Annotated in this window: 21 protein-coding genes and 1 CRISPR repeat array; of the genes, 3 read left to right on the top strand and 18 right to left on the bottom strand. The window is 44.4% G+C overall.

The window, feature by feature from the left end; genetic code table 11:
• Positions 1-168 precede the first annotated feature (168 nt).
• Entirely contained in the window at positions 169-525 is a 357-nt protein-coding gene (locus tag QP775_RS15905) for a hypothetical protein (protein WP_285107477.1), read from the top strand.
• 620 nt (positions 526-1145) lie between these two features.
• Positions 1146-1936: direct repeats of the CRISPR family, unit length 32 nt; unit sequence GTTTCTATCCACGCACTCGTATAGAGTGCGAC.
• Positions 1937-2113: 177 nt separating this feature from the next.
• On the opposite strand, the gene cas2 is transcribed toward QP775_RS15905, so the two are convergent.
• The 11 genes from cas2 to QP775_RS15850 form a co-directional block, all read right to left on the bottom strand.
• Positions 2114-2404, bottom strand: coding sequence for a CRISPR-associated endonuclease Cas2 (gene cas2, locus QP775_RS15900; protein ID WP_239326348.1), 291 nt, complete (start codon positions 2402-2404; stop codon positions 2114-2116).
• 9 nt (positions 2405-2413) lie between these two features.
• Positions 2414-3445 carry a type I-C CRISPR-associated endonuclease Cas1c gene (gene cas1c / locus QP775_RS15895; protein ID WP_285107474.1) on the bottom strand — a complete coding sequence of 344 codons (1032 nt, stop codon included), beginning with the start codon at positions 3443-3445 and terminating at the stop codon, positions 2414-2416.
• Complete coding sequence (gene cas4, locus QP775_RS15890) at positions 3442-4101, bottom strand: CRISPR-associated protein Cas4 (protein WP_239326345.1); 660 nt, start codon at positions 4099-4101, stop codon at positions 3442-3444. Before cas4 ends, cas1c begins: the two co-directional genes overlap by 4 nt.
• Positions 4091-4951, bottom strand: a complete 861-nt coding sequence (gene cas7c / locus QP775_RS15885) for a type I-C CRISPR-associated protein Cas7/Csd2 (protein WP_239326343.1) — start codon at positions 4949-4951, stop codon at positions 4091-4093. Before cas7c ends, cas4 begins: the two co-directional genes overlap by 11 nt.
• A 53-nt stretch (positions 4952-5004) precedes the next feature.
• Positions 5005-6903, bottom strand: a complete 1899-nt coding sequence (cas8c, locus tag QP775_RS15880; RefSeq protein ID WP_285107471.1) for a type I-C CRISPR-associated protein Cas8c/Csd1 — start codon at positions 6901-6903, stop codon at positions 5005-5007.
• The gene (gene cas5c, locus QP775_RS15875) at positions 6900-7625 is read right to left on the bottom strand and encodes a type I-C CRISPR-associated protein Cas5c (protein ID WP_285107950.1); all 726 of its coding nucleotides are present in this window, start codon (positions 7623-7625) and stop codon (positions 6900-6902) included. The genes cas8c and cas5c overlap by 4 nt, the downstream gene beginning before the upstream one ends.
• A 141-nt stretch (positions 7626-7766) precedes the next feature.
• On the bottom strand, positions 7767-10274 hold the full coding sequence (cas3, locus tag QP775_RS15870) for a CRISPR-associated helicase Cas3' (RefSeq protein WP_285107469.1): 2508 nt from the start codon (positions 10272-10274) through the stop codon (positions 7767-7769).
• 461 nt (positions 10275-10735) lie between these two features.
• Entirely contained in the window at positions 10736-11506 is a 771-nt protein-coding gene (locus tag QP775_RS15865; protein WP_285107467.1) for a LamB/YcsF family protein, read from the bottom strand.
• A gap of 1 nt (position 11507) precedes the next feature.
• Positions 11508-12503: a 5-oxoprolinase subunit C family protein gene (locus QP775_RS15860; RefSeq protein ID WP_285107465.1), complete on the bottom strand. Its 996-nt coding sequence runs from the start codon at positions 12501-12503 to the stop codon at positions 11508-11510.
• Positions 12500-13183, bottom strand: a complete 684-nt coding sequence (pxpB, locus tag QP775_RS15855; RefSeq protein WP_285107463.1) for a 5-oxoprolinase subunit PxpB — start codon at positions 13181-13183, stop codon at positions 12500-12502. Before pxpB ends, QP775_RS15860 begins: the two co-directional genes overlap by 4 nt.
• Before the next feature lie 208 nt (positions 13184-13391).
• Positions 13392-13784 carry a serine hydrolase gene (locus tag QP775_RS15850; RefSeq protein WP_285107461.1) on the bottom strand — a complete coding sequence of 131 codons (393 nt, stop codon included), beginning with the start codon at positions 13782-13784 and terminating at the stop codon, positions 13392-13394.
• Positions 13785-14156: 372 nt separating this feature from the next.
• Between QP775_RS15850 and QP775_RS15845 the strand changes: the two genes are divergently transcribed.
• Positions 14157-15011: a M12 family metallo-peptidase gene (locus QP775_RS15845; protein ID WP_285107459.1), complete on the top strand. Its 855-nt coding sequence runs from the start codon at positions 14157-14159 to the stop codon at positions 15009-15011.
• A gap of 14 nt (positions 15012-15025) precedes the next feature.
• The gene (locus tag QP775_RS15840; protein ID WP_285107457.1) at positions 15026-15379 is read left to right on the top strand and encodes a hypothetical protein; all 354 of its coding nucleotides are present in this window, start codon (positions 15026-15028) and stop codon (positions 15377-15379) included.
• 611 nt (positions 15380-15990) lie between these two features.
• On the opposite strand, the gene QP775_RS15835 is transcribed toward QP775_RS15840, so the two are convergent.
• The 7 genes from QP775_RS15835 to QP775_RS15805 all read right to left on the bottom strand — a co-directional run bounded on the left by QP775_RS15835 (position 15991) and on the right by QP775_RS15805 (position 20912).
• Positions 15991-16614, bottom strand: a complete 624-nt coding sequence (locus QP775_RS15835) for an amino acid ABC transporter permease (RefSeq protein ID WP_285107948.1) — start codon at positions 16612-16614, stop codon at positions 15991-15993.
• 56 nt (positions 16615-16670) lie between these two features.
• Complete coding sequence (locus QP775_RS15830; protein WP_239326331.1) at positions 16671-17486, bottom strand: amino acid ABC transporter substrate-binding protein; 816 nt, start codon at positions 17484-17486, stop codon at positions 16671-16673.
• 223 nt (positions 17487-17709) lie between these two features.
• Positions 17710-18354 (bottom strand): P-loop NTPase family protein, encoded by a 645-nt coding sequence (locus tag QP775_RS15825; RefSeq protein WP_285107454.1) that lies wholly within the window; start codon positions 18352-18354, stop codon positions 17710-17712.
• Between the two features lie 36 nt (positions 18355-18390).
• Positions 18391-18741, bottom strand: a complete 351-nt coding sequence (locus QP775_RS15820) for a DUF3139 domain-containing protein (protein ID WP_285107452.1) — start codon at positions 18739-18741, stop codon at positions 18391-18393.
• Between the two features lie 165 nt (positions 18742-18906).
• Entirely contained in the window at positions 18907-20016 is a 1110-nt protein-coding gene (gene eutH / locus QP775_RS15815; RefSeq protein WP_239326327.1) for an ethanolamine utilization protein EutH, read from the bottom strand.
• Positions 20017-20098: 82 nt separating this feature from the next.
• Positions 20099-20644: a BMC domain-containing protein gene (locus QP775_RS15810; protein WP_239326325.1), complete on the bottom strand. Its 546-nt coding sequence runs from the start codon at positions 20642-20644 to the stop codon at positions 20099-20101.
• A complete protein-coding gene (locus QP775_RS15805; RefSeq protein WP_239326323.1) occupies positions 20637-20912 on the bottom strand; it encodes a EutN/CcmL family microcompartment protein in 276 nt (91 codons plus the stop codon). The genes QP775_RS15810 and QP775_RS15805 overlap by 8 nt, the downstream gene beginning before the upstream one ends.
• Positions 20913-20927: the final 15 nt, after the last annotated feature.

Raw genomic sequence — 20927 nt, 5'->3', positions numbered from 1 at the left:
GACCATTTGATCAAGAGTTAAGGATTCTGCTTCAAAGCAGACAATAAAAACTATGCTGCACGCGTTGCTGGCTCCATTTGTAGCAACACTCCTTATATTTACAATTATAATGGATGATCACCTCTTATAGATTACCAGTAATAAATATGGAAATTGGGAGGGGATTTAATGACACTCGCAAAGTGCTTTAAATTTTTAATGACATTGTTATTCGTTGTAATAATTTGTTCAGCATGCCAAAGTAATAGGGAAGTAGGGCCAAGTGAATTTATTTCGTTAGACGAATTAAAAAGCTTATCTGAAAAGGGCGTATCACTGAATTGGGGCGATTTCACCAAGTATTCTTTCGAGGATATCGGTTCAGGATTATATATAAGAAAGTACAAAATCGAAGGACGGCACCAACTGTTAATCACGGGTAAAAGCCTAGAGAGTCCACCTGAGAAAATTTATATTGTTAATCAAAACGGTAAGGAGCTAGATCTTACTCAAGATGACTGGAGCGCATTGTATGAATTGAAGTAAATATGGAACATTTCATCGTAAAATCAGCATTAAAAATTGGAAACCAGTTCTCGTTTAATTTTGATTCGGAGTGAATGGCTTAAAGTAGATGTAGCGTTCTGTGATCTCTTCAATTGGAATAAGCAATAGCTAAAAGGGTGTGGTAATCAGGCGGAACGTGTCCCCTGTCTCATCAATTAACAACTGAATCGCACCCATTTCTTCACAAAATGATACCGTTTTTCTGTGGAAGAGGACCTCATTTCAGTAAGAATGGAGTTTAACTTTCTTTCCTGATCACATAATAAAGAGCAATCAACACTTTCGTACACATAACAACACTGCTTAATATAACAAACAATAAGACTAGTACATGGTTCAAATAGCCATTTGTAATTCCGATTGTGAGAAAAAATATAACAAGTAGAAGATTAACAATAATATTTGCAAGGTTCCTCGCTCGACTTCTTTGAGATACTACTTGTAATTAGTTTTTCAAGATCTTTTTCATTTTTGCCTCCGCTTACATACTACATATAGTCGTTAGCTATTTAATAGTCCTCTTATTTCTCATGCTCTACGCTCTCGTATAGAGTGCGACCAACGGCAAGCGCCGTTACTTCATCAGCGTATCACGCGGCGTTTCTATCCACGCACTCGTATAGAGTGCGACTTTTTGAAGCGGTACGAAATTAAAACGGTATGATGTGCTGTTTCTATCCACGCACTCGTATAGAGTGCGACCTGTAACATCTAAATACACAATTCTCGAAATTTTCCAGTTTCTATCCACGCACTCGTATAGAGTGCGACTCTATAGGTACATCATTGATTGCTCGTAAATTAAACGTTTCTATCCACGCACTCGTATAGAGTGCGACCTTGAGCGTACGATATGCTTCCCTCATCCACTCTAGCGTGTTTCTATCCACGCACTCGTATAGAGTGCGACTAGACGTCTTAACATAAAATCACCTACTTAAACAGTTTCTATCCACGCACTCGTATAGAGTGCGACGTTAGAGACAGCCAAAGCAACAGGAAATAAAGGATTAGTTTCTATCCACGCACTCGTATAGAGTGCGACCTGACCTCAGTTCTGACCACTATTCAAGATTCTATTTTAGTTTCTATCCACGCACTCGTATAGAGTGCGACTATCTAACGCTCTTCATTATTATCAACCTTTCGTAATTGTTTCTATCCACGCACTCGTATAGAGTGCGACAGAGACACGTATAGAGAGATATTGGGAGCGTCTAAAGTTTCTATCCACGCACTCGTATAGAGTGCGACCGAGGGTTGGTAGATAAATACAACATCATTATATGTTTCTATCCACGCACTCGTATAGAGTGCGACTCCCATGTCTCTCCTTGGATAGTCTTATGTTGTTCCACGTTTCTATCCACGCACTCGTATAGAGTGCGACAGCGAAATTTGATCAAAAGTGCCTAAAAGCATGCCTTTATCGATCAAATAACTCAATAAAAAGAATTTTACAATCAAATGCAACAAGATCAAAAATAAATAATTAGAATAAATGGAATTATCAAGAAGATAATTGGTGCGGAACCCCCGGGGTTTTCATGTGAACCTCACATCCGCACTACAAAATTAAGGGAGCATCCATATCTATTGATGCCTTCACACCAACATGCTCGACCTTATTTTTATAGTTGTTGCCTAATTGATAGAAACGGAGGCTATCCTCCCTCGGATCAATCATTTCTACCAATTGTAACTTCAGGCTGGCAAATTGGGCGGCGTCTACATTACATTCGAAGACCGAATTTTGGACGCGTTGGCCGTAGTTTTGACACATTTTGGAGACCATTCGTAATCGTCTCTGTCCAGCACTACTCGTGGTCCTAACATCATAAGTAATGAGCACTAACAATCATACCACCTACTTCCATAAAAAAGGAGGGTATTCATCCAAATCATTACGCAAATAACGTGCTAATAACAGCGCTTGCACATGAGGAACCAAGCCCCAGACTATTTTTTCACCTAAATAGGGGTGCTCCATCTTCTCTTGCTTTCTCTGCTGCCATGCCGCCAAAAATGTTTTCCTGGCCTCATCTGTCATCAGAACGGCTCCATTTTCTTTCTTAAAGAAGTCGTCCTTGTTGACAAGTCTCTTATTAATCAAGCTGAGAACAAACTTGTCTGCATAAATTCCACGAAGTTCTTCCATCATATCCAAGGCCAGAGACGCTCTTCCAGGTCGATCCCGATGCAGAAACCCTACGTAAGCATCCAATCCAACCGCCTCCAAAGCGGCAGCCGTATCTCTGGCTAACAACGTATAGGCAAAAGACAACATCGCATTAACATGATCAAGTGGCGGCCTGCGTGAGCGGGAATGAAAATAAAAATCGTCTGTCTGCTGTAGGATCATCTGACCAAATATTTTATAATAACGAACCGCCGCTTGCCCTTCCCAGCCTCTAAGCTGTTCCAAATCCTCGCAGACCCTAACTTCCGCTATAATCGTGGATAAATGTTGAGACACCTCTTTGAACTGATCCACATCAATGCGCAGCGGGTATTCCCGTGTCATTCGCTCAATCATCCATTTGTGATTATAAATCTTGCCTAATATGAAGTTACGTGCAATCTTGGCTGATTGAACTTCATCCTCAGATAGGAGATACTGCTTTTTCCGCAGCACAACATTACCTTTGCTTTGTCCAATAACTCGTGCCAGGAACCTCCCGCTTGTCGTTAAAAAGGTAATAAAAATATCCCGCTCCGCACAATACCCCATTAGAGCTGGACTTGCTCCTGTATATCCAAACGATACGACAGCTTCCAGATTATGAAGCGGATATCTGCCAAGCTTCTCTTTTTCCTTCATGACAACGATATTGTCGCCATCCAACGCTAAATACACGTCCGGCTGTGTAATATACAACGTATTTAGAAGCCGTTTCATTCCTTGATCTTCCCTTCGATGTAGCTCTTTACCGACCGTTTATTCATCAAGGCAGGCAGACATATGGCATGAAGCGAGCAGCTTTTACAGAAAGTCCCTGTCTTTACTTTAGGCGTGTATCTGCGCTTGTAGTAATCCTGCATCTCGCGTACGATCTGTCTTACCGATTCCTTCAACTCTGCCGTGAGCGGAATTTCAACCCGCTGCCGAATCTCGTTGTAATACAGATACCCTGTCGAAATGTCGCACAACAGCATTTCTTCCAAGCACACGGCTTGAGCTGCTAATTGCAGCACATCCGACTCATCCTTCTTAGGCTTGCCGCGCTTGTACTCGACCGGATAGGCCAAATATTTGCCCTCTGCCCCATGAATCTCCACACCGCGTTGATCTCGAATAAATTCCACCACATCACAAGTGCCGGTAATCTGAAGGACATGCGACTTCACTGACATCGCGCGGACAATAAGCTTCTCCCCGCGTTTTTCCCTTGTGAACGGCTTATCTGCATTCCGATGGAGATGCTGTCCTTCGATCGTTTTTACATTTTCCTGCCACTGCTGCTCAATATGGATTAATGCCCACTGCCGCTTGCAGAACCGAAAATGTTGTATCCCCGACAGCATCAAGTATTGATCTTCATCGTTACTGACCATCAAAAATCTCTACCTTTAAGCCTTCCAACTCTGTATATATAATTTGATAATCTGTAAATTGTTTTGGCTCATCAGTTATCGCTTCGACACGCATGGAGCGATGTACTTTCGCGGACGAGTATTGACCCAGCTTGGAGTTGTGCTCCCACCAGTACACTTTGACCACTTCCATACTTCCATCTGGTCTGGCTGAGGAAGCATCATTTTCAAATAATGTAACGAGTGCTTGCTTGATCTTCTCTGCATCCTCATGTGTGAAGCCCGTCTTCTCTGCAAGTTGAGTATTGATGCTGCCCTGAAATACATATACACCAAAATCTACCCGATGCTTCATCCCCATTGTATCTGAACCTTTCTCTTTCCCTGGCTCAGAGTTCACACTTTTGGTTATCTGCATACTTGTAATGTCAATCGGTGCAATACTCGTCGCTGTATGAACAGACACAGGCCCCCGCACCCCAACGGAAACCCCTTTATCTGAGCCGCCTTTAAAGGCAAACACTTGTCCAAAACTGCGCACATCTATCCATTCCTCACAAGCCAACTGTGCAAAGTCCTCGCTTGAACCATCTTTGGCTTTCATGATCTTAGCTAAGGCAGCATTTGCTTCAGCGCGCTCTCTTAAACTCTTGAATGCGTCGGTGTTACGATCATTGGATTGAACAAAGATGGATTCACCTGCATCCTGCAGCCGATTTCGAATCTTGCGTTTAAGCGCTACATCTGAAATTTCACCATATCCATCATAGTTTTGACGCGGTCTGTTGCCATTGAGGGGATCACCATTGGGGTTTGCTTTGGTTACGGTAAAAATAACAGCAAAATCAATTTTATGATTTAAGATGGTCATGTCTATATCTCCTTTGGTTATGTTTGTTTCAAACAAAGTCCAAGTTGTGTCGGTTACTCTAAGGCGTCTTCCACTTGCTCCTGCTTTTCTTTCTTCTGGAACAAATCATGTCTTTGACTATAGAAGCCTAGTAAATACTTGCCAGTCAACGGCTTGTTATTAAAATCGTCGAACTTGAATCTAGTGGCAATGTCATCTATTAATCCGGATAAATAGTAACCCTTTGAACCTAACCGCGCTTGATAGGGCTGCAAGCTTGCTTGTATCGTCTTCCAGGTTCGTTCAGGATGCTGAGCGAATGAATTCATGTAACGAATCGCGTTGCTGGAACGCGTTTCATCCGAACCTAACGCACGGCGTTCTAATACATCAGCAACCGCTAATAAGCGTCCAAACAAATAACTACGGTCATCTTGTTCCTTGTCTAATGCCAACGGATACTCCTCCTTTTTGTTAATTAAGGCACAGGTGATGCTGAGCGTCTTTTCCCATTCCCATTTCTCCATAGATACAGGGTTGGAAGCTCGTCGAAATGCACTATTTACAACGTCTGACGGAATGGCTCTCCCATCCACGATACAGGGCAGTATCCGCTCCATTAATCCTTTGACAACTTTATCATTAGCCCTAGGGCCATACGCTGCATAAGCGATATCTTTGGTTGCAGGCGCACCGTAAAAGGCAACGGAGTCACCTTCCTCATCCTTGCGATAACGATGAAGCCAAGCACATGTGGAATGCCATTTCAATAACTTGTCGAAGTATTGCTGCTGTTCCATGTGACGATAGTAGAGCACCGCCATACGGCCTGTCGTCGCCGAATCCAGAATAAGCAGGTTAACATCTGAGCTGTTCGATGCCAGTTCATTCTTGTACCCATCCAGCGCCTTGGCCAGCTCGCTGGCCAGTATGTCACTGGTGACAGACTTACGCTGTTGTACAATAGGTCGCCGTCGAAGAACAGACAGCGTGTCCTCTTCGGGAGCAGGAATTTCCTGTGCATTATTTGTCCATACGAGAAATACACGCTGGTCAATGATCTTGCCTTGGCGCTGAATCAGCCACTTTAATGCATTATGCGCTTTCTGGGATACGTCATAGCTAATACTTGCGACTTCAGCACTCTCGTTAAAGCGGCCACGATACGTAAATCCGCTCGTATCATTTGCCGAGATAAGCTTTGCTTTGTCCGCGGCATTTCTTATTTTATTCGCATGCTTTGAAGTTGCTGGAAGCTTGCTGCCGGTTACATAACATAACCTTTCATCTCCCAACCTGTCATTGTAATAACGAATAAAAGAGTCATACATCGCTTGATCTTTCCATACTTTAGCTAGCTGCTTCTTCGGCGAGTGGACTGTAAACCGAACAAAAGCACTTTCCTGCTCTCCAGCCACTACCGAGAAAATCGCTGGTTTCTCGCTGTACAGATTTGCATACTTTTTATCCCATTTCCCAATCAACTTTCCATTTCCATCTACTGCAAGTATCTTCCATTTAACTAAATCCTGAATCAAGCAGCCCTTACGCAAATAAGTGTAAATACTTTGAACTTTGGGGTCAGCGTATGGGGATGAAGCCCATTCCCCCAACTGCTGGATGTAGGCTGCAAATGGGTCTTCTTTTTTCACTTCTCCCCCATAAGCCGTATAATCTCCTGCTACATAACTTATCTTGTCGTGTAAGGGATAAGGTGCAACTTTAGATCCAGCCCGGCTAGCTGAATCCTCTGTACAAGGGATTAAAGTGCTTGCATCATTTTTTTCCACAACAACTGTGGCAAAATGAAACTCTCCCTCCTCTGTTACGAGCACTTCAATGTGAGCCGTCTGCGTCGTATGTGAGATTGGCAGCAGCGTATATTCCTGCTCGCTATACTTCTTCTTCTCGATGACACCGACTCGATCCAGATTGGATTCGTACGTCTCATATAAATGCAGCAGCCAGCTCATTGATTCCCCCCCTCTGCCAATTGCTCATACAATTCATCTACGGATTGAACGTTGGTCTCATTAAACAGCTTTGGTGTTAGTTCTCCCGCCAGTTGACGTACTTGTACACATTGTTCAGGCGGAATAAACGTGACAACCCCATTTTTCATGATCGGATTCCACAATCGAGTCTCCATTTGATGTCTCCCTGTTTCATCTGGATAGTTAATCCCATGAATCATCGTCCCAAAATGAATCTCCCCATCGTAGTTATCATAAAAGCCTTCTCCCTCATCAAATACAGAAGGTTCAACATAGCCTTGGCATTCCCTGGTGCCCAGAAAAATGTCCCTCCGGCCCCCTGCTTTTAAGGAGCGCTTTAAGATGTTGTGATGTTTGTGTTCATTGCGATCGTAGGCCAAGTCAGGTCGATGCGGGTTAAACACAAAATGCGCTCGGCACTTGTAGTGAACATCACGCAAGTAAGTATAATGAGCGAGCGTGTTGCCCCCGCCATAATCTATTGGCTTAATGCCTTTAGATTCCATCCGAATTGGCTTCATGACCCGCACTTCATCGATGATATACAGCAGCGTCGGCTTCCAATAAATACTCTCCACAATCCCTTTTAAGGCCTGATAGGTTGGAATCTGATAGGACAACTTCTCTCCACCCAGCTTCGTTAACGGGTCTGTAAACAGCGCGTAATTACCAACAATCTCAAACTCGATGCTGTTCCTCATCACGCTCACTTCCATTCCTTATTTTTCTTATATTTCCATTATATGAATATCTTTAAATATGTTCAATAGAGGCAAACTCATAACCTATGAACGTTTCGTGTCCTCAATTGCCGCTATTCCAAAGTGCTACATTTCCGAACTTTACGAATTCAAAAAACCCATTTGGCTATCATTTTCGATGTCCACACCAAATGTATCATTGTACGCTCCTTCTTTTAGCACGAGCACTTTCCCATCCAGACAACTGCCTAATCCTCCGCTTTGATCCATTCTTCGTATATCATATTCATATAGATTCACGGTAAATGGCTGCGCGCTGCGCAACAAGTCTGTCAGATCATCAATCGTTCCGCCCCCATTTAATTGGGCAATGATCTCTTCTCCCTTACCATAAGGAACGATCACAGGAGTCGTCAGGTCCTCAATCACTTTAAAATGCTCTGCGGCTGAGCCGTAGCTGTTCTTAATACACAACGACCGGATAGCATCCTCCATTTGCGGCTGTTTCTTCCGTTGCTGAAGATAAGCCTGATAGTACCCATCCGTATCATCTCCATATGCAAACAGGAGTGAAGTTAAGCTTTTACTAAGCTTGGGCACGGTATAGTCCAGATCAGAGGTGCGCTCCGTGTAATACTCCTGAAAGTATCGGCTTATGGCTGCACGTGACAATAAGTCACCTCCATGTGCTGTCGGATCGCACACCATGTCTTTGAGCATGATGCTGACAATTGCTTTCCCTTTGCGAATCTCCTCCAGTTGCTTCAGGTTTTCTTCTGCGTGGTCAATGATGTATACATTTTGCATGTTGTGCTCTCGATGACGGTTGCAACGGCCAGCCGCTTGGGCAATCGAGTCCAATCCGGCCAAGGAACGAATGACACACGCAAAGCTTATATCAACACCCGCCTCAATTAACGGCGTACTTACACAGATCACCTTTTCCTTGTGCTTCAAATGCTGTTTGACCTCTTCTAAAATAGCATTGCGATGCGCTGCACACATGTATGTGCTTAGATGATATACAGGGATCACCGTGCCCTGCTCGTCAACAACCTGATCACCTAACTGCTCACACAGCGCTTTGACCACGGATTTCGTATTCAAGATCACGAGCACGCTTTGCACTTCATTTAGGGCATCATTTACGAATTGAGCCAGCTTCTCTGTAGTAAACGTTTCCCCCGTCGCCTTATCGATCAGCTTTACACGTGTAAACTCTTTAATGACATCATCGATATTCCCTATTATTTCTTCATTCTGACTCATGTCCAACTTGTGCTCTACGAAATCCAGAGCTGGCTGTGTTGCCGTACACAACACAATGCTAGAGCCACCATAATTCCGCAAAAAATTCAACGTCAAATTAAATAACGATATACAGGATGTGGGTACCTTTTGCACCTCGTCAAATATAAGAACGGCCTCACATACGTTATGAAGCCGCCTAATGTTGCGACTGCTTTTGGCAAAGAACACGTTCAGAAATTGTACCATCGTCGTAAAAATGATCGGCGCATCCCAGTTGTCCTTCACCAGCTCTAATTTTTGCTCTTGTGTTACGGCAAGACCATCGAGCTCTTGATCCTCGTTGTGAGTACTTGGTGCATCTTTACGATCACGTCTCTCATGAACGACGTTAGAGTGGTGCTCAAGGATGTGGGTGTCATCCTCCAATATTTTGCGAATCTCTGCTGCATTTTGCTCGATAATAGTTGTGTAGGGTACGATATATATAATTCGTTTTAAGTGGAATGTGAAGGCGTGTTTCAAAGCATATCTGAGGCTGGCAAATGTTTTGCCTCCCCCTGTTGGGATGGATAAGGTGCGAATGCCTGGCGGCTGCTCCGCAAATTGATCACACTGCTCTGACATCTTGTGTCGCAGCCGATTAATGGGCATAGATGCATCTACAGCGGATTGAAACGTATGTACCTTCTTTAGCAATCGATCATAATAAGTGTGGAATAGTTGGTTCACATCAAGTTCTGGCTCATCAGGCAGGTTCATTTCGAATCCCCGTGTATTCGTTCGATCCGCATCAATAAGCGCACTAAACGTCAACTTCGTCAGAAACATCAATTGAAGCTCAAGTGACTCGTTATCGGCTCCCTTGTTCAGATACTGCTCCAATTCAACAGCAGCTTGATCTACATAAGCATTAAGATTCTTTTCACTAATCACATGTTCAAAGAAAGTCTGCTTACTTTGTTCATACTCCTCCAGTTCCTTGTCTATTACTCGCTTTAAATAGTCGGATTCCAGCTCAGGGCCGAAAAAATCTTTTAAGTAGGAATGGTGCGAAATAATTGCATTGCCCACGATTTCCGCAAGCACGACACGATAGGGCGACTTATCCCCGTGAAACAGGTCATATAACAGCTTGCCTCCTGCTGTCGAATGATCCACACTACCCCGCTTCGGCTTGGAGACACTAGGGTTGTTTGCAACTGCTACGGCTGCCAAGATGTAATCTGCAAACGCATTTGTATATTTCCCCATATCGTGCAGCAAACCGGCCAACCCTGTCACATGTTTAACGCCTAGCTTTTCTCCGTATTTCTCCGCCAGTTTGCATACACCTAACAAGTGTGCTTCAACCGTCTGCACCTGCTTATCACTAGCACGTATATGAGCAATTGATCTCACGTTATATCCCCTTCCTTCCCTGGAAAACATTAATAGCTGTTGCACTATTCTTTATCTGCTTCCAGTGAACGTCTCCGCCATTCCTTCAACTCAGTTCTTATCCGAATTCATTATCTTCCTCCAGAAGTTTACGAAATCTCCCATAAATATTAGATATTCGACAACTAAGATAAGCCTTCCTGCCCATATAAGTGAAAATTGGTGCAAAATCCCTCTTGACTCCGATTCAATATCATACTTTGTATCCGTAATAAGGGCATTGTGTGCAGCATGTTCTAACGCACAGCATGGTCCACATCATATCCGTGCATGTATGTCCACAAAAAAAAGAGCCGCATAAAATGCGACTGCCTTAACTCCTAGGTATGTTGATGATAATGCGCCTCATATTAACCGAGCTTTTCATTAAATATCGGAAGCCCCCTACACCATGATTATTCTGATGTCCAGCAGCTTCGTCGTCATGCCTGCCGCTGTGTGACGGATTGAACGACAATGTCTGTCTCTCCTAGTTGCTGCCAAAGACTTTGGGCAAATACAAGCGCATACGCACCATCACCATGAATACACACCGTGTCCGCCTGAATAGCAATATCATGTCCCTGAACGGAACGAACCACTCCTGCTTCTACCATACGGACAACCTGCTGCACTGCCTGCTCCGTATCCGTTATCAGCGCATTGGCTTCCCGGCGTGATGTCAGTGAACCATCGGCTTGATACGTCCGATCTGCAAATACCTCATGGGCGATGCGAAGCCCCACTTCCTGTCCCGCGCGGACCAACTCACTGCCCGATAATCCATACAGGATCAGCTCCGGATTCACATCATAGACGGCATGGGCGATCGCATCTGACAGTGTACGATTGGCAGCAGCCATGTTGTACAGTGCGCCGTGGGGCTTCACGTGCTGCATGTTCCCACCAGCTGCCTTCACGAATCCAAATAAGGCACCAACTTGATAAACGACCATATCGTAGGCTTCCTCTGGTGTAATATCCAGATTTCGTCGGCCGAATCCAGCGAGGTCTGGCAACCCAGGATGTGCGCCAATAGCGGCCCCATGCGCAAGCGCTGCGGTTACAGTACGCTTCATGACAGACGGATCACCAGCATGAAACCCGCAAGCAATATTAACGGATGTGACATACGGCAAAATCTCTACATCCGCACCTAACCGGTAAGTGCCAAAACTTTCTCCCATGTCACAGTTGATATCCACTTTGTACAACCTAATTCCTCCTTACAAGCTTACCTGTGATTCCCTGTTTGAATTGTTGAATGCTGTGTTCCTGCTGTATGTATAACTCCTGTGCTTCCTCAAGAGAAACCTCTGTAAATCGTACATATCCACCTGGCTTTACCTGTGCAATTAATGGCAAATCTACACTGATGATATGGGTAATACGCGGATAACCACCTGCCGTCTGCCTGTCTGCCAACAGCACGATCGGGTTGCCTTCCGACGGAACCTGAATGGTGCCGATACCTACAGCCGCGGATACCATCTCAAATGGATCTGCCAAGGACAAGGGTACATCTGCCAATCGATATCCCATGCGGTCAGACTGAGGTGTGACACGGAATGGCTTCTCCCAGAACATCTGCCTGCTTTCTTCCGTAAAACAGTTATATTCCGGCCCGCTCACCGCGCGAAGTACAGGATTGTCCCGATACATAGGCTGCAGCTCATGACTTGCACCCCACGACAGCACCTCAACTTTAGCCCTATCCTTAAAATGCTCATTCCATCCGCTCGCAGCCACTCCTGTCTCCAGTACATCTCCAGCCTGCAGAGCTCGACCATGCAATCCGCCTATGCCCGCCCGTAAATAGGTACTGCGGCTGCCCATTACATCTGGCACTTGAATCCCCCCAGCCACTGCAAGATAAGAACGACAGCCAGATATAGCCTTGCCAAAAGTCAGTTTGCTGCCCGCTGGTAGATAGACAGGCCTTCCTAGCGGAATAGCAGCACCATCAACTGCGGGTGACAAGCTGCCGCCCGCAAGAACCACAACTGTTCCCTGTTCAAATACAAGCTGAGGTCCTAACAGGGTCATTTCGATCGCTGCCGCATGCTCCTCATTTCCCGCTAGCAGGTTAGCCATTCTGAGTGCCATTGTATCCATTGCCCCGCTTGCCAGCACACCGAACTTCTGGAATCCAAAGCGCCCCAAGTCCTGAACCGTTGTTAGCAGACCCGGCGTTATTACCCTGATCGTCATCCTTCACGTCCCTCCCAACTCTCAAATTCCTTCTCCGTTATCGGCAGGAAGCGAACCTTATCTCCTGCTCGCAGTAAGGTTGGAGGTTTCATGTCCGGACGAAATAACGGCTCTGGTGTGCGGCCAATTAACTGCCAACCGCCTGGTGTGCCTATGGGATACACTCCCGTCTGCATACCCGCAATACCAACCGTCCCTACAGGAATCACAAGGCGCGGGGACGGCCGCCTCGGTGCAGCAATACGCTCCGACATGCCGCCAAGATACGGAAATCCTGGCGCAAATCCGATCATGTAGACCAGATACTCAGCGCTGCTGTGAATGTGAACAACCTCATCTGCTGTCAATTGGTTATGTCTAGCAATATCCTCCAGATCAGGACCATACTCGCCTCCGTAACATACCGGTATTTCGACAATACGAGCTGTCTGCTCGAGTTGTATCCCCTTAGCCTGCCATACCGCCTCTTCCAGCTTCGCTTGCGCTTCTGCATATCGTAAAACTAGCGGATTATAAAATACCGTCACCGTTGTAAAAGCAGGGACATATTCGACCATCCCCTTAAATGGGTGAGTATCCAGATAGGTAGACAACAATCGAACCATCTCATGAGAAGCTGGTCCAATAATAGAATCGAACTCCACAACTATTGCAGCATCTCCCAGTGGAAAGTATCGCACAACATTCTCCCCTTTTGCACTATTTACGACCCCACATTAGCATGGAATGCCAAAAACAACAAGCAGAAGCCTCTTGAGCGTCTGCTTGTTATATAAATCTGTCTAATGAGTAGATTAGTTACATACTAAGGCCTAGAAAGAGATTGGTAGAGTCAAATTATTATAACCCCAAATGACGGAATGACCAAACACACACAACTAGTAGCTCCTAATGATTGAATTGAAACGAGCCGCTTGGAAGCCGATCTCCCAACTCTGACAACGAACGTGGCGTATCCTGCACAAACCAAAAGAAACCATGTCTAGGCAGGTGATGTTTTAGACAGTTGGGACTGATAATAGATAGGGCTTGTTCAAAAATTCGATGATGGGTGGTCGCTATCCCATACATGTGCGTCAACCAATGCCTTATCGTTGTGTGGCTTATGATTTCTTTATTCCGTTCTTCCATATATTGTGCAATGTAGTCGTCTATGCTGTTTATTTTCATTTCATCTAAGGCAAGGCTGACCGCAAATCCTAAATAAGTCTTACGTATGGACGCAACATTAAACTGCGATTCTTTATCTACTGGCTTGCTATGTATTTTGTTTATTCTCAACAATGCTTTTTAGACTGTGTATAGATGTGTAATGATAAATAACAACTTCTGTTGTTTGCTTGATTTGGTACTCCCCAATACGCATTAGTATATTCCTCAAGCATTGATAATCACCATCCTACTAAAAGGATAAAAAGTATTATACTCTCGAAAGTAATAATTCCAAATAAAGCAAACAAAGACCAACAATTTAGGTGCTGCCGGTCTATTTTCATTGTGAATATTTAACTAACCTTTAGATTGTGTTCGCGCAAAAACACCACGCAAGAGAATTGCGGTAACCTCTATATTGATTTTCGTTGTCCTTCACATTCCTGTATTTGTAAAATGAGATTGTAATTTACTATAGGGACAAGAGAGGATGAAATGCACTTGAAGAAAATTTGTTTGATGATTTCCCTTTCATTGTTGTTATTAACAGCCTCTTTGCCGAGTTTTCAAGTTGCCCATGCTGTTGAAGCTAAACAGAAAGGACTCGATACTGTAAGCGAAGCAAAGTGGTATGCAGAAAATGCAACATTGTCTGAGGGACTGAGGGGTTATACAGATAATTCCCGTTCCGTTCAATCGCAAGATACTATTAAACCTAATATTGAACGATCAGAGGATGTTAGTATTACAGACGAGACTGGGAAGGAGATTGGAAAACTAACGACTACTAAGTCTATCGTTACACCATCTCTATCAGCTTTTGCAACTGGTAGGGTCGCTACAGTGGGAATTAAAGTAGATGAAGAGTATCGTAACGAGTATCTGGACTGGATTACTAGGGTGAGGGATATTGTAGAGGCTGCAGACGATGCTTTTAACAGAGATTTTAATATTGATTTGAGTGTGAGAAATATCGGATATTGGATGTCATCAGGCAATAATGACGCAGAACTCATTAACGAACTGAAAGGGTATGGAACGGATGAATATGACTTTGTCATTGGTTTTACCGCTGACAGCAAAATGAATACCGAAGGAGTGGCTTTCCAGTATAACAGTCCTCCACCCGGCGAAGCTTTTAGTTTAGTGCTTGATCAAGATGCAGCAAGGACGGCGAACGCTGTACAGCACGAAATATCCCATAACTATGGCCTAGGACATGACTCGACCGATCCGAATTCAACCTATCCAGTTTGTATCATGAATTATGGAACCGTATATATAACTACACAGTGGCATACAGAGCATAAAAACCTGTTATCTGGACGCACGCATTGGTATGGTGTCGGACCTTAAAGGGAGGTTATCAGATGACTGTTAAACGTGTTGCTTTGATATTAATAGTTCTCATCCCCATTTTCAGTTCAGGCTGTACGAGCGCTCCGAGCAATGAAAAAGCACTCAGAGACCCCGCTTTAAGCGAGGGCTTGACCGCTTCTGGATGGATCATGTTCGAGGGTAAAAAATACTCGCTATCCGAGATATACAAGGCAGGCACCTATGATGAGAAGGATTTCGAGTCAACAAATACGGTTACAGGATCTGATGATAAAGCACATCAAGGTTTAACGATATTTATTAATAAAAAGACAGGAAGCCTTTTTATAAAAGCTAAAGTTGGTGATTTGAACTGGATGGAATATAAGGTGGCAGAAAACAAGTAATGATCATGTGACAACCATCCTAACGAAAGCGTGACAAAAATCCCATTTTAAATTAGATACATTGAGTTAGGCGAGATTGACACGCACAGTGCTTTAACTGTTGCATACATCATCTCGTCTTTTTCTATTATTTTATTCAATTTAGAACGGAAGGATTATTCATTATGAAACCAACTATAGGACGAGTTGTTTATTATCAAAGTTACGACACACCCTGAGGAGAACACAAGAGCGAGTGCGACTGACACAACGGTGTTGTCCGATAAGGACGTAAAGGTTTCTATCCACGCACTCGTGTAGAGTGCGACGGTGTTTTTACTCTGACCAAAGAAACCATGCCGGTTTCTATCCACGCACTCGTGTAGAGTGCGACAGCGAAAATAAGCCAAAAACACAACAAATTGACTTCATTTCGATCAAAATAACACGAAAATCATATTTTCACAATGCTTTATACAACATTCCACTTACAAACTCAACATTATTTTACATATAATAGAAAATTATTGGTGCGGATGTCCCGGGAAAATCATGTGCACCTCACATTCGCACCAGACGTTGAAACTACTTTTAAGCTACCATAAATCTGTCTTCTGCGCCTGTTGTTGTACCTAACGTACAATATAACGTTCAAAATATTTCTCCACTCGCGCTTGTAAAGCAGACAGAATTGTACTGAAAAATAAATAGACAAGTGCCACTTCGCAGTATACGAGCATGGGCTCGTAGGTTGTCGCCGCAATCTGCTGTGCTCGCTGAAACATTTCTGTTACCGTAATGGTCGCAGCAAGCGACGTATCCTTGACCAAGCTAATAAAGGAGTTCGACAACGGCGGCACAGAGACACGCGCCGCTTGCGGCAATATTATACGGCGCAAAATCTGACTGCGCGTCATGCCAAGCGAGTCCGCTGCTTCCCATTGCCCTTGCGAGATCGAGTTGATTGCAGCCCGCAGCACTTCTGAATTGTAGGCTCCAACACTCAGTGTAAAACCAATAATTGCGGCTGGAAACGCACCAATTGTAATCCCAATGCTGGGAAGCCCATAAAAAATAATAAACAACTGTACCAGCAGCGGCGTCCCTCGTATAATCCACACATAAAATTGAGCAAGCCATACCAGCGGCTTAATAGAAGAAAGCCGAGCAAGTGCTGTCAATAAAGCCAGCACAAGCCCGAGTACATATGAAATCAGCGTAAGTGGAACGGCAAACAATAATCCCGCTTTTAACATCGGCCATAACGAGTCAATAAATATATCCCAATATTGATTCACGAGTGATCACCCAGCTACTTTGAAATATCTGCGTTAAAATATTTTTTGGAAATGGTCAAGTAAGTACCGTCTGACTTCATATCCGCAAGTGCCTTGTTAATTGCATCTACCAGTGTTTGCTCCCCTTTACGCAGCAAAATACCGCTGCTTGAAGCACTTTCATGCTCCGCTACCACTTTAACTTTTGCCTCTGGACGATGCTTCTTGAAGTCAAGGAAAGAAAGTCCATCGTTTACAGTCGCGTCGATGCGTTTGGATACGAGTAACTCGATCGCTTGATTAAAACCATCCGTCTGCACGATTTCAGCGCCATTCGCTTTAGCCAGCTCCGTCAAATTGGAAGTCAAGGATTGGCCTGCCTTTTTCCCTTTCAGGTCTGCAAATGCCTTCACATCTTGATTATCTTCATGTACGATCAGCACGGCTTTGGATACACTGTACGGATCGGAAAAGTCATACTTCTTCTTACGTTCATCATTTATGGATACTTGGTTGACGACAATATCAAATCGTTTGGCATCTAATCCAGCAAACATACCATCCCACTTCGCTTCAGAAAACTCAGCTGTTACACCCAACCGCTTCGCTATTTCCTCCGCAATCTCAACGTCAAAACCTGTCAGCTTGCCGCTATCGTCATGATACGTAAACGGGGGATAGGTTCCTTCTGTACCAATATGAATCTTGCCATTGGCCTTAATTTCACCAAGCAATCCCGACTCCGCAGCCCCGGCACCCGATTCTGACTTCGTATTCCCGTTCTGGCCACCGCATGCCGCCATCACCATTGCAAATGCGATAAGCATTAAAGTTAATGTTCTCTTTTTCATACCGTAGCCCCCAAATAACAAGTTATAGGATCATGCTTAATCTTGATAACTTTACAAATGTCACCTGATTCAGATGATGATTGTTCCGATAATATCACGCTTTCCAGAACTGCACAATACTTTTTCATATAAATCCGATCTGGTAACTATAGTATATCAAATTAGCATGATAACCCCCTATTATCCCTTGTTATTTTTTCCACAAACCGATATTTCTATGTAGTTAGTATTGATCTGCTTGATGGGTGTCGTAAAAGTGTAAAATTTGATCAAAAATCTCTACTTGTTTCCCTATTATGTCTGGTGTCTGCTGCAAATGCTGGAACATAAAATCTACGTTACTTTCCACCAAGGTGGCATTATGGATACCGACGTATCCAGGGATAAGGCCTTGCAAAAATGTGAAGTACTTTAATTGTGGCTTGACCATGTGCAAATGCTTGGTAAAATTCTTTCTCGTTCTGGAAGAGTCCGCTTCCCTGCGTGCACGCAGCTGCTCCTCATCTATCCATAAAGCTACGTATGCGTCTGGAAATGCTATCTCCTGCTGTATAATCTTATCTTTCAATAATTCACCTTGTTCTTGCACCGTAAGACCACTGTCGCCAAATACCCAGTCATACCATAGTTTAAAAATATCTCCATCCAGAATGACGTAATCGTACTTTAAACTTTGTTCCCTAGCGATGCTCCATCTATCTATTTGCCGATCCAACAACCATTTAGACAATGCTTTATCCTGAAGTCCTGAAGCCTTAAAGAGCTCGCTTGTCTCTGGTACTACATAAGTATGATAGCGGCGGGCGAACGCTTTGCAAGTCGTGCTCTTGCCTACCGCGCTTGCTCCTTCTAAACAGATGATACTCATCGCTGATTCTCCCTTTTTTCATAGAAGCAATTATTATTATTCATGTGGCACATAATGTTTTAGCTCAGACGTATGAATCATTGGATCTCCAACATGCTTCTCTGGTCTTTGAACAGAGAACTGTATGACTTCTGCATGTGCAAAATAAACATACTCAATATCAGGCTCATCTTGAAATACGACTACCGCATAAAATGCAGGCGCCTTGAAGCCCCATACTCCAGTGACTGATTGGATATCATCTTTGTTGTACTTCTTTTCTGCAATCAAATAATGGGTTACTCGGTTGGCATATATCCATTTGTTAGTTTCTAGGTAGATAAAATTGACCAATATGATGAATAAAATGAAAGCCGAAATAAGCACAATGACTTTTTTAATTTTCATTGCCCATTCTCCTTTTCTACGTTCCATAATTATACACCATCACATCAATTAAAAAGTCCAGAAGCAACTGCTGCTTAAATAAAAAAACAAGAACCGTTCTAAAGCTGTACAGCTTAGATCGGTTCTTGCTAGTTCCGCATTATTCATTTGTGTGTAGGGGTGAGCCTACGCCGACTCAGGCTGAGATTCTTTAGGTTCTGGAGCCATCTTCTTCGCCAAATAAATAGCTACAATGATAGCGGTAATCCCGCCAACAAGCTTGCCCACAATCATCGGGAAGATCATCTCTTTAGCAACCCCTGCCGTAAAGCCGAGGTGATCGCCAAACACAAAAGCGGCAGACACGGCAAAAGCTACGTTAATCACTTTTCCACGTGCATCCATATCCTTCATCATGCCAAACATCGGGATTACGTTGGCAAGCGTAGCTACCATACCAGCAGCGGCAACTTCATTCATCCCGAGCAATTTACCAAGCTTCATAAGCGGCTTGTTAAATACTTTCGTAATGACAAATACCATCGCAAATGCACCAGCCAACACAATCGAAATATCGCCGACGATCTTGATGCCTTCCTCAATTGGAGCCAACCCCGGAATTATCGTAATATCCGTAAGCTGCTGCGTAATGCCAACGGCCAGTCCTAATGTGGCAACAACGACGATAAATTGCCCAAAGATCGTAAAGCCCTTAATCATCCCATTCGGGAATCGCCATAAGCCTAGTACGATTAGTGCGGCAAACAAAATGATTGGCACCAGGTTGGCCAAGATCATCCCGATAGAATACCCAGCAACCAATCCTCCGATCAGACATCCAAGCGGAATCGTGACGATACCGGCCAATACACCGGTAGCCAAGTATTTCTGATCTTCTTTCTTAATAATGCCAAGCGCAACCGGAATAATAAATACAATGGTTGGTCCGAGCATCGCGCCCAAGATGGTTCCAGCAAACAAACCTGCCTCCGGTGTCTTCGCCAACTCCATGGCCAGCGAATAACCGCCCATGTCATTAGCTAGCAGCGTAGTTGCAAACATAGCTGGATCTGCGCCCAGCGCACTGTACAGCGGAACTACGATAGGGCTCAGCAGCTTGGCCAATACGGGAGAAAGAGAGATAATCCCTACCATCGCAAGGGTAAGCGACCCCATCGCCATAAGCCCTTCATCGAATTGATGTCCCAATCCGAACTTGTACCCAATACACTTGTCGATGGCACCAAGAACCATGAAAATAACCATGCCATAAATGATAATTTCATTAATTTCCACGAAAGTGCTCCTCCATTCTTTTGATGCGTGTTCAACAGCTCTTTGCGTTACTGTTCAAATCCTATCCGTTTTGAACTACCTCTCAGCGGAAATGTTGTTTGATTTCCTCCGTCGGGGAACGCAGCACGGCATGGTGAACGATTCGCTTCTGCTCCATGGAGGACACAAACACCTTCATGCCCTGCTCCACGTCGCTGACACTTCCCGTAAACACAGCGAGGAACTTGCCACCAATCGCCATGCCAAGGTTCATTTTTTTCACATGGATATGACACTGCTTTAATGCTTCATTAAGCGCGTACATGCCAGAAGATACTGTAGACGTTTCCACAATTCCAACAGCATCTACGGGATGTGAAGAGTAGCGCCGTTTCAATCCCTCTACAACATCTGGATGAACACCATGCAGCGTAAAGTCACTGATGCGGTATTCCCCTGCTTCCGCTATTGCAGCGTCCATTGCAACCTGTACATCCGCGGTGTCGCCACTCATAATGATAAGAAACTTTCCCGGGCAGATAGGCTTAAGATGGTGAATCGTTACCGGTGAAGTCTTCAGCATATGATCAGCTGTCTCGTAACCTTTACTTATACTGCGCAGCTCGATCACACCGATCGCACTACTCATGAGCGACCTCAATAGAATCAACGATACCTACGATAACCGCATCAACAGGCACATCCCCATTAGTGAGCGAAGCTCGGGCTGAACTTCCTGTCGTCACCAGCACGGTGTCGCCAATGCCTGCCCCTGCATTGTCGGCAGCCACAAATATGTCGCGCTGATCCGGCAGTTCATCATACGCAAGCGGCTGCACCATCAGGAAGGTCAGTCCATTCAGCTTATTGTCTTTGCGGGTAGCCCACATGCTGCCCACCACTTTTCCTACGATCATAAGCTCACCTCACCG

The sequence above is a fragment of the Paenibacillus sp. UMB4589-SE434 genome (genome assembly GCF_030226685.1).
Classification (GTDB): Bacteria; Bacillota; Bacilli; order Paenibacillales; family Paenibacillaceae; genus Paenibacillus_B.
The sequence above is the reverse complement of the archived record's forward strand: the minus strand, read 5'-3'. Positions and strand labels throughout refer to the sequence as shown.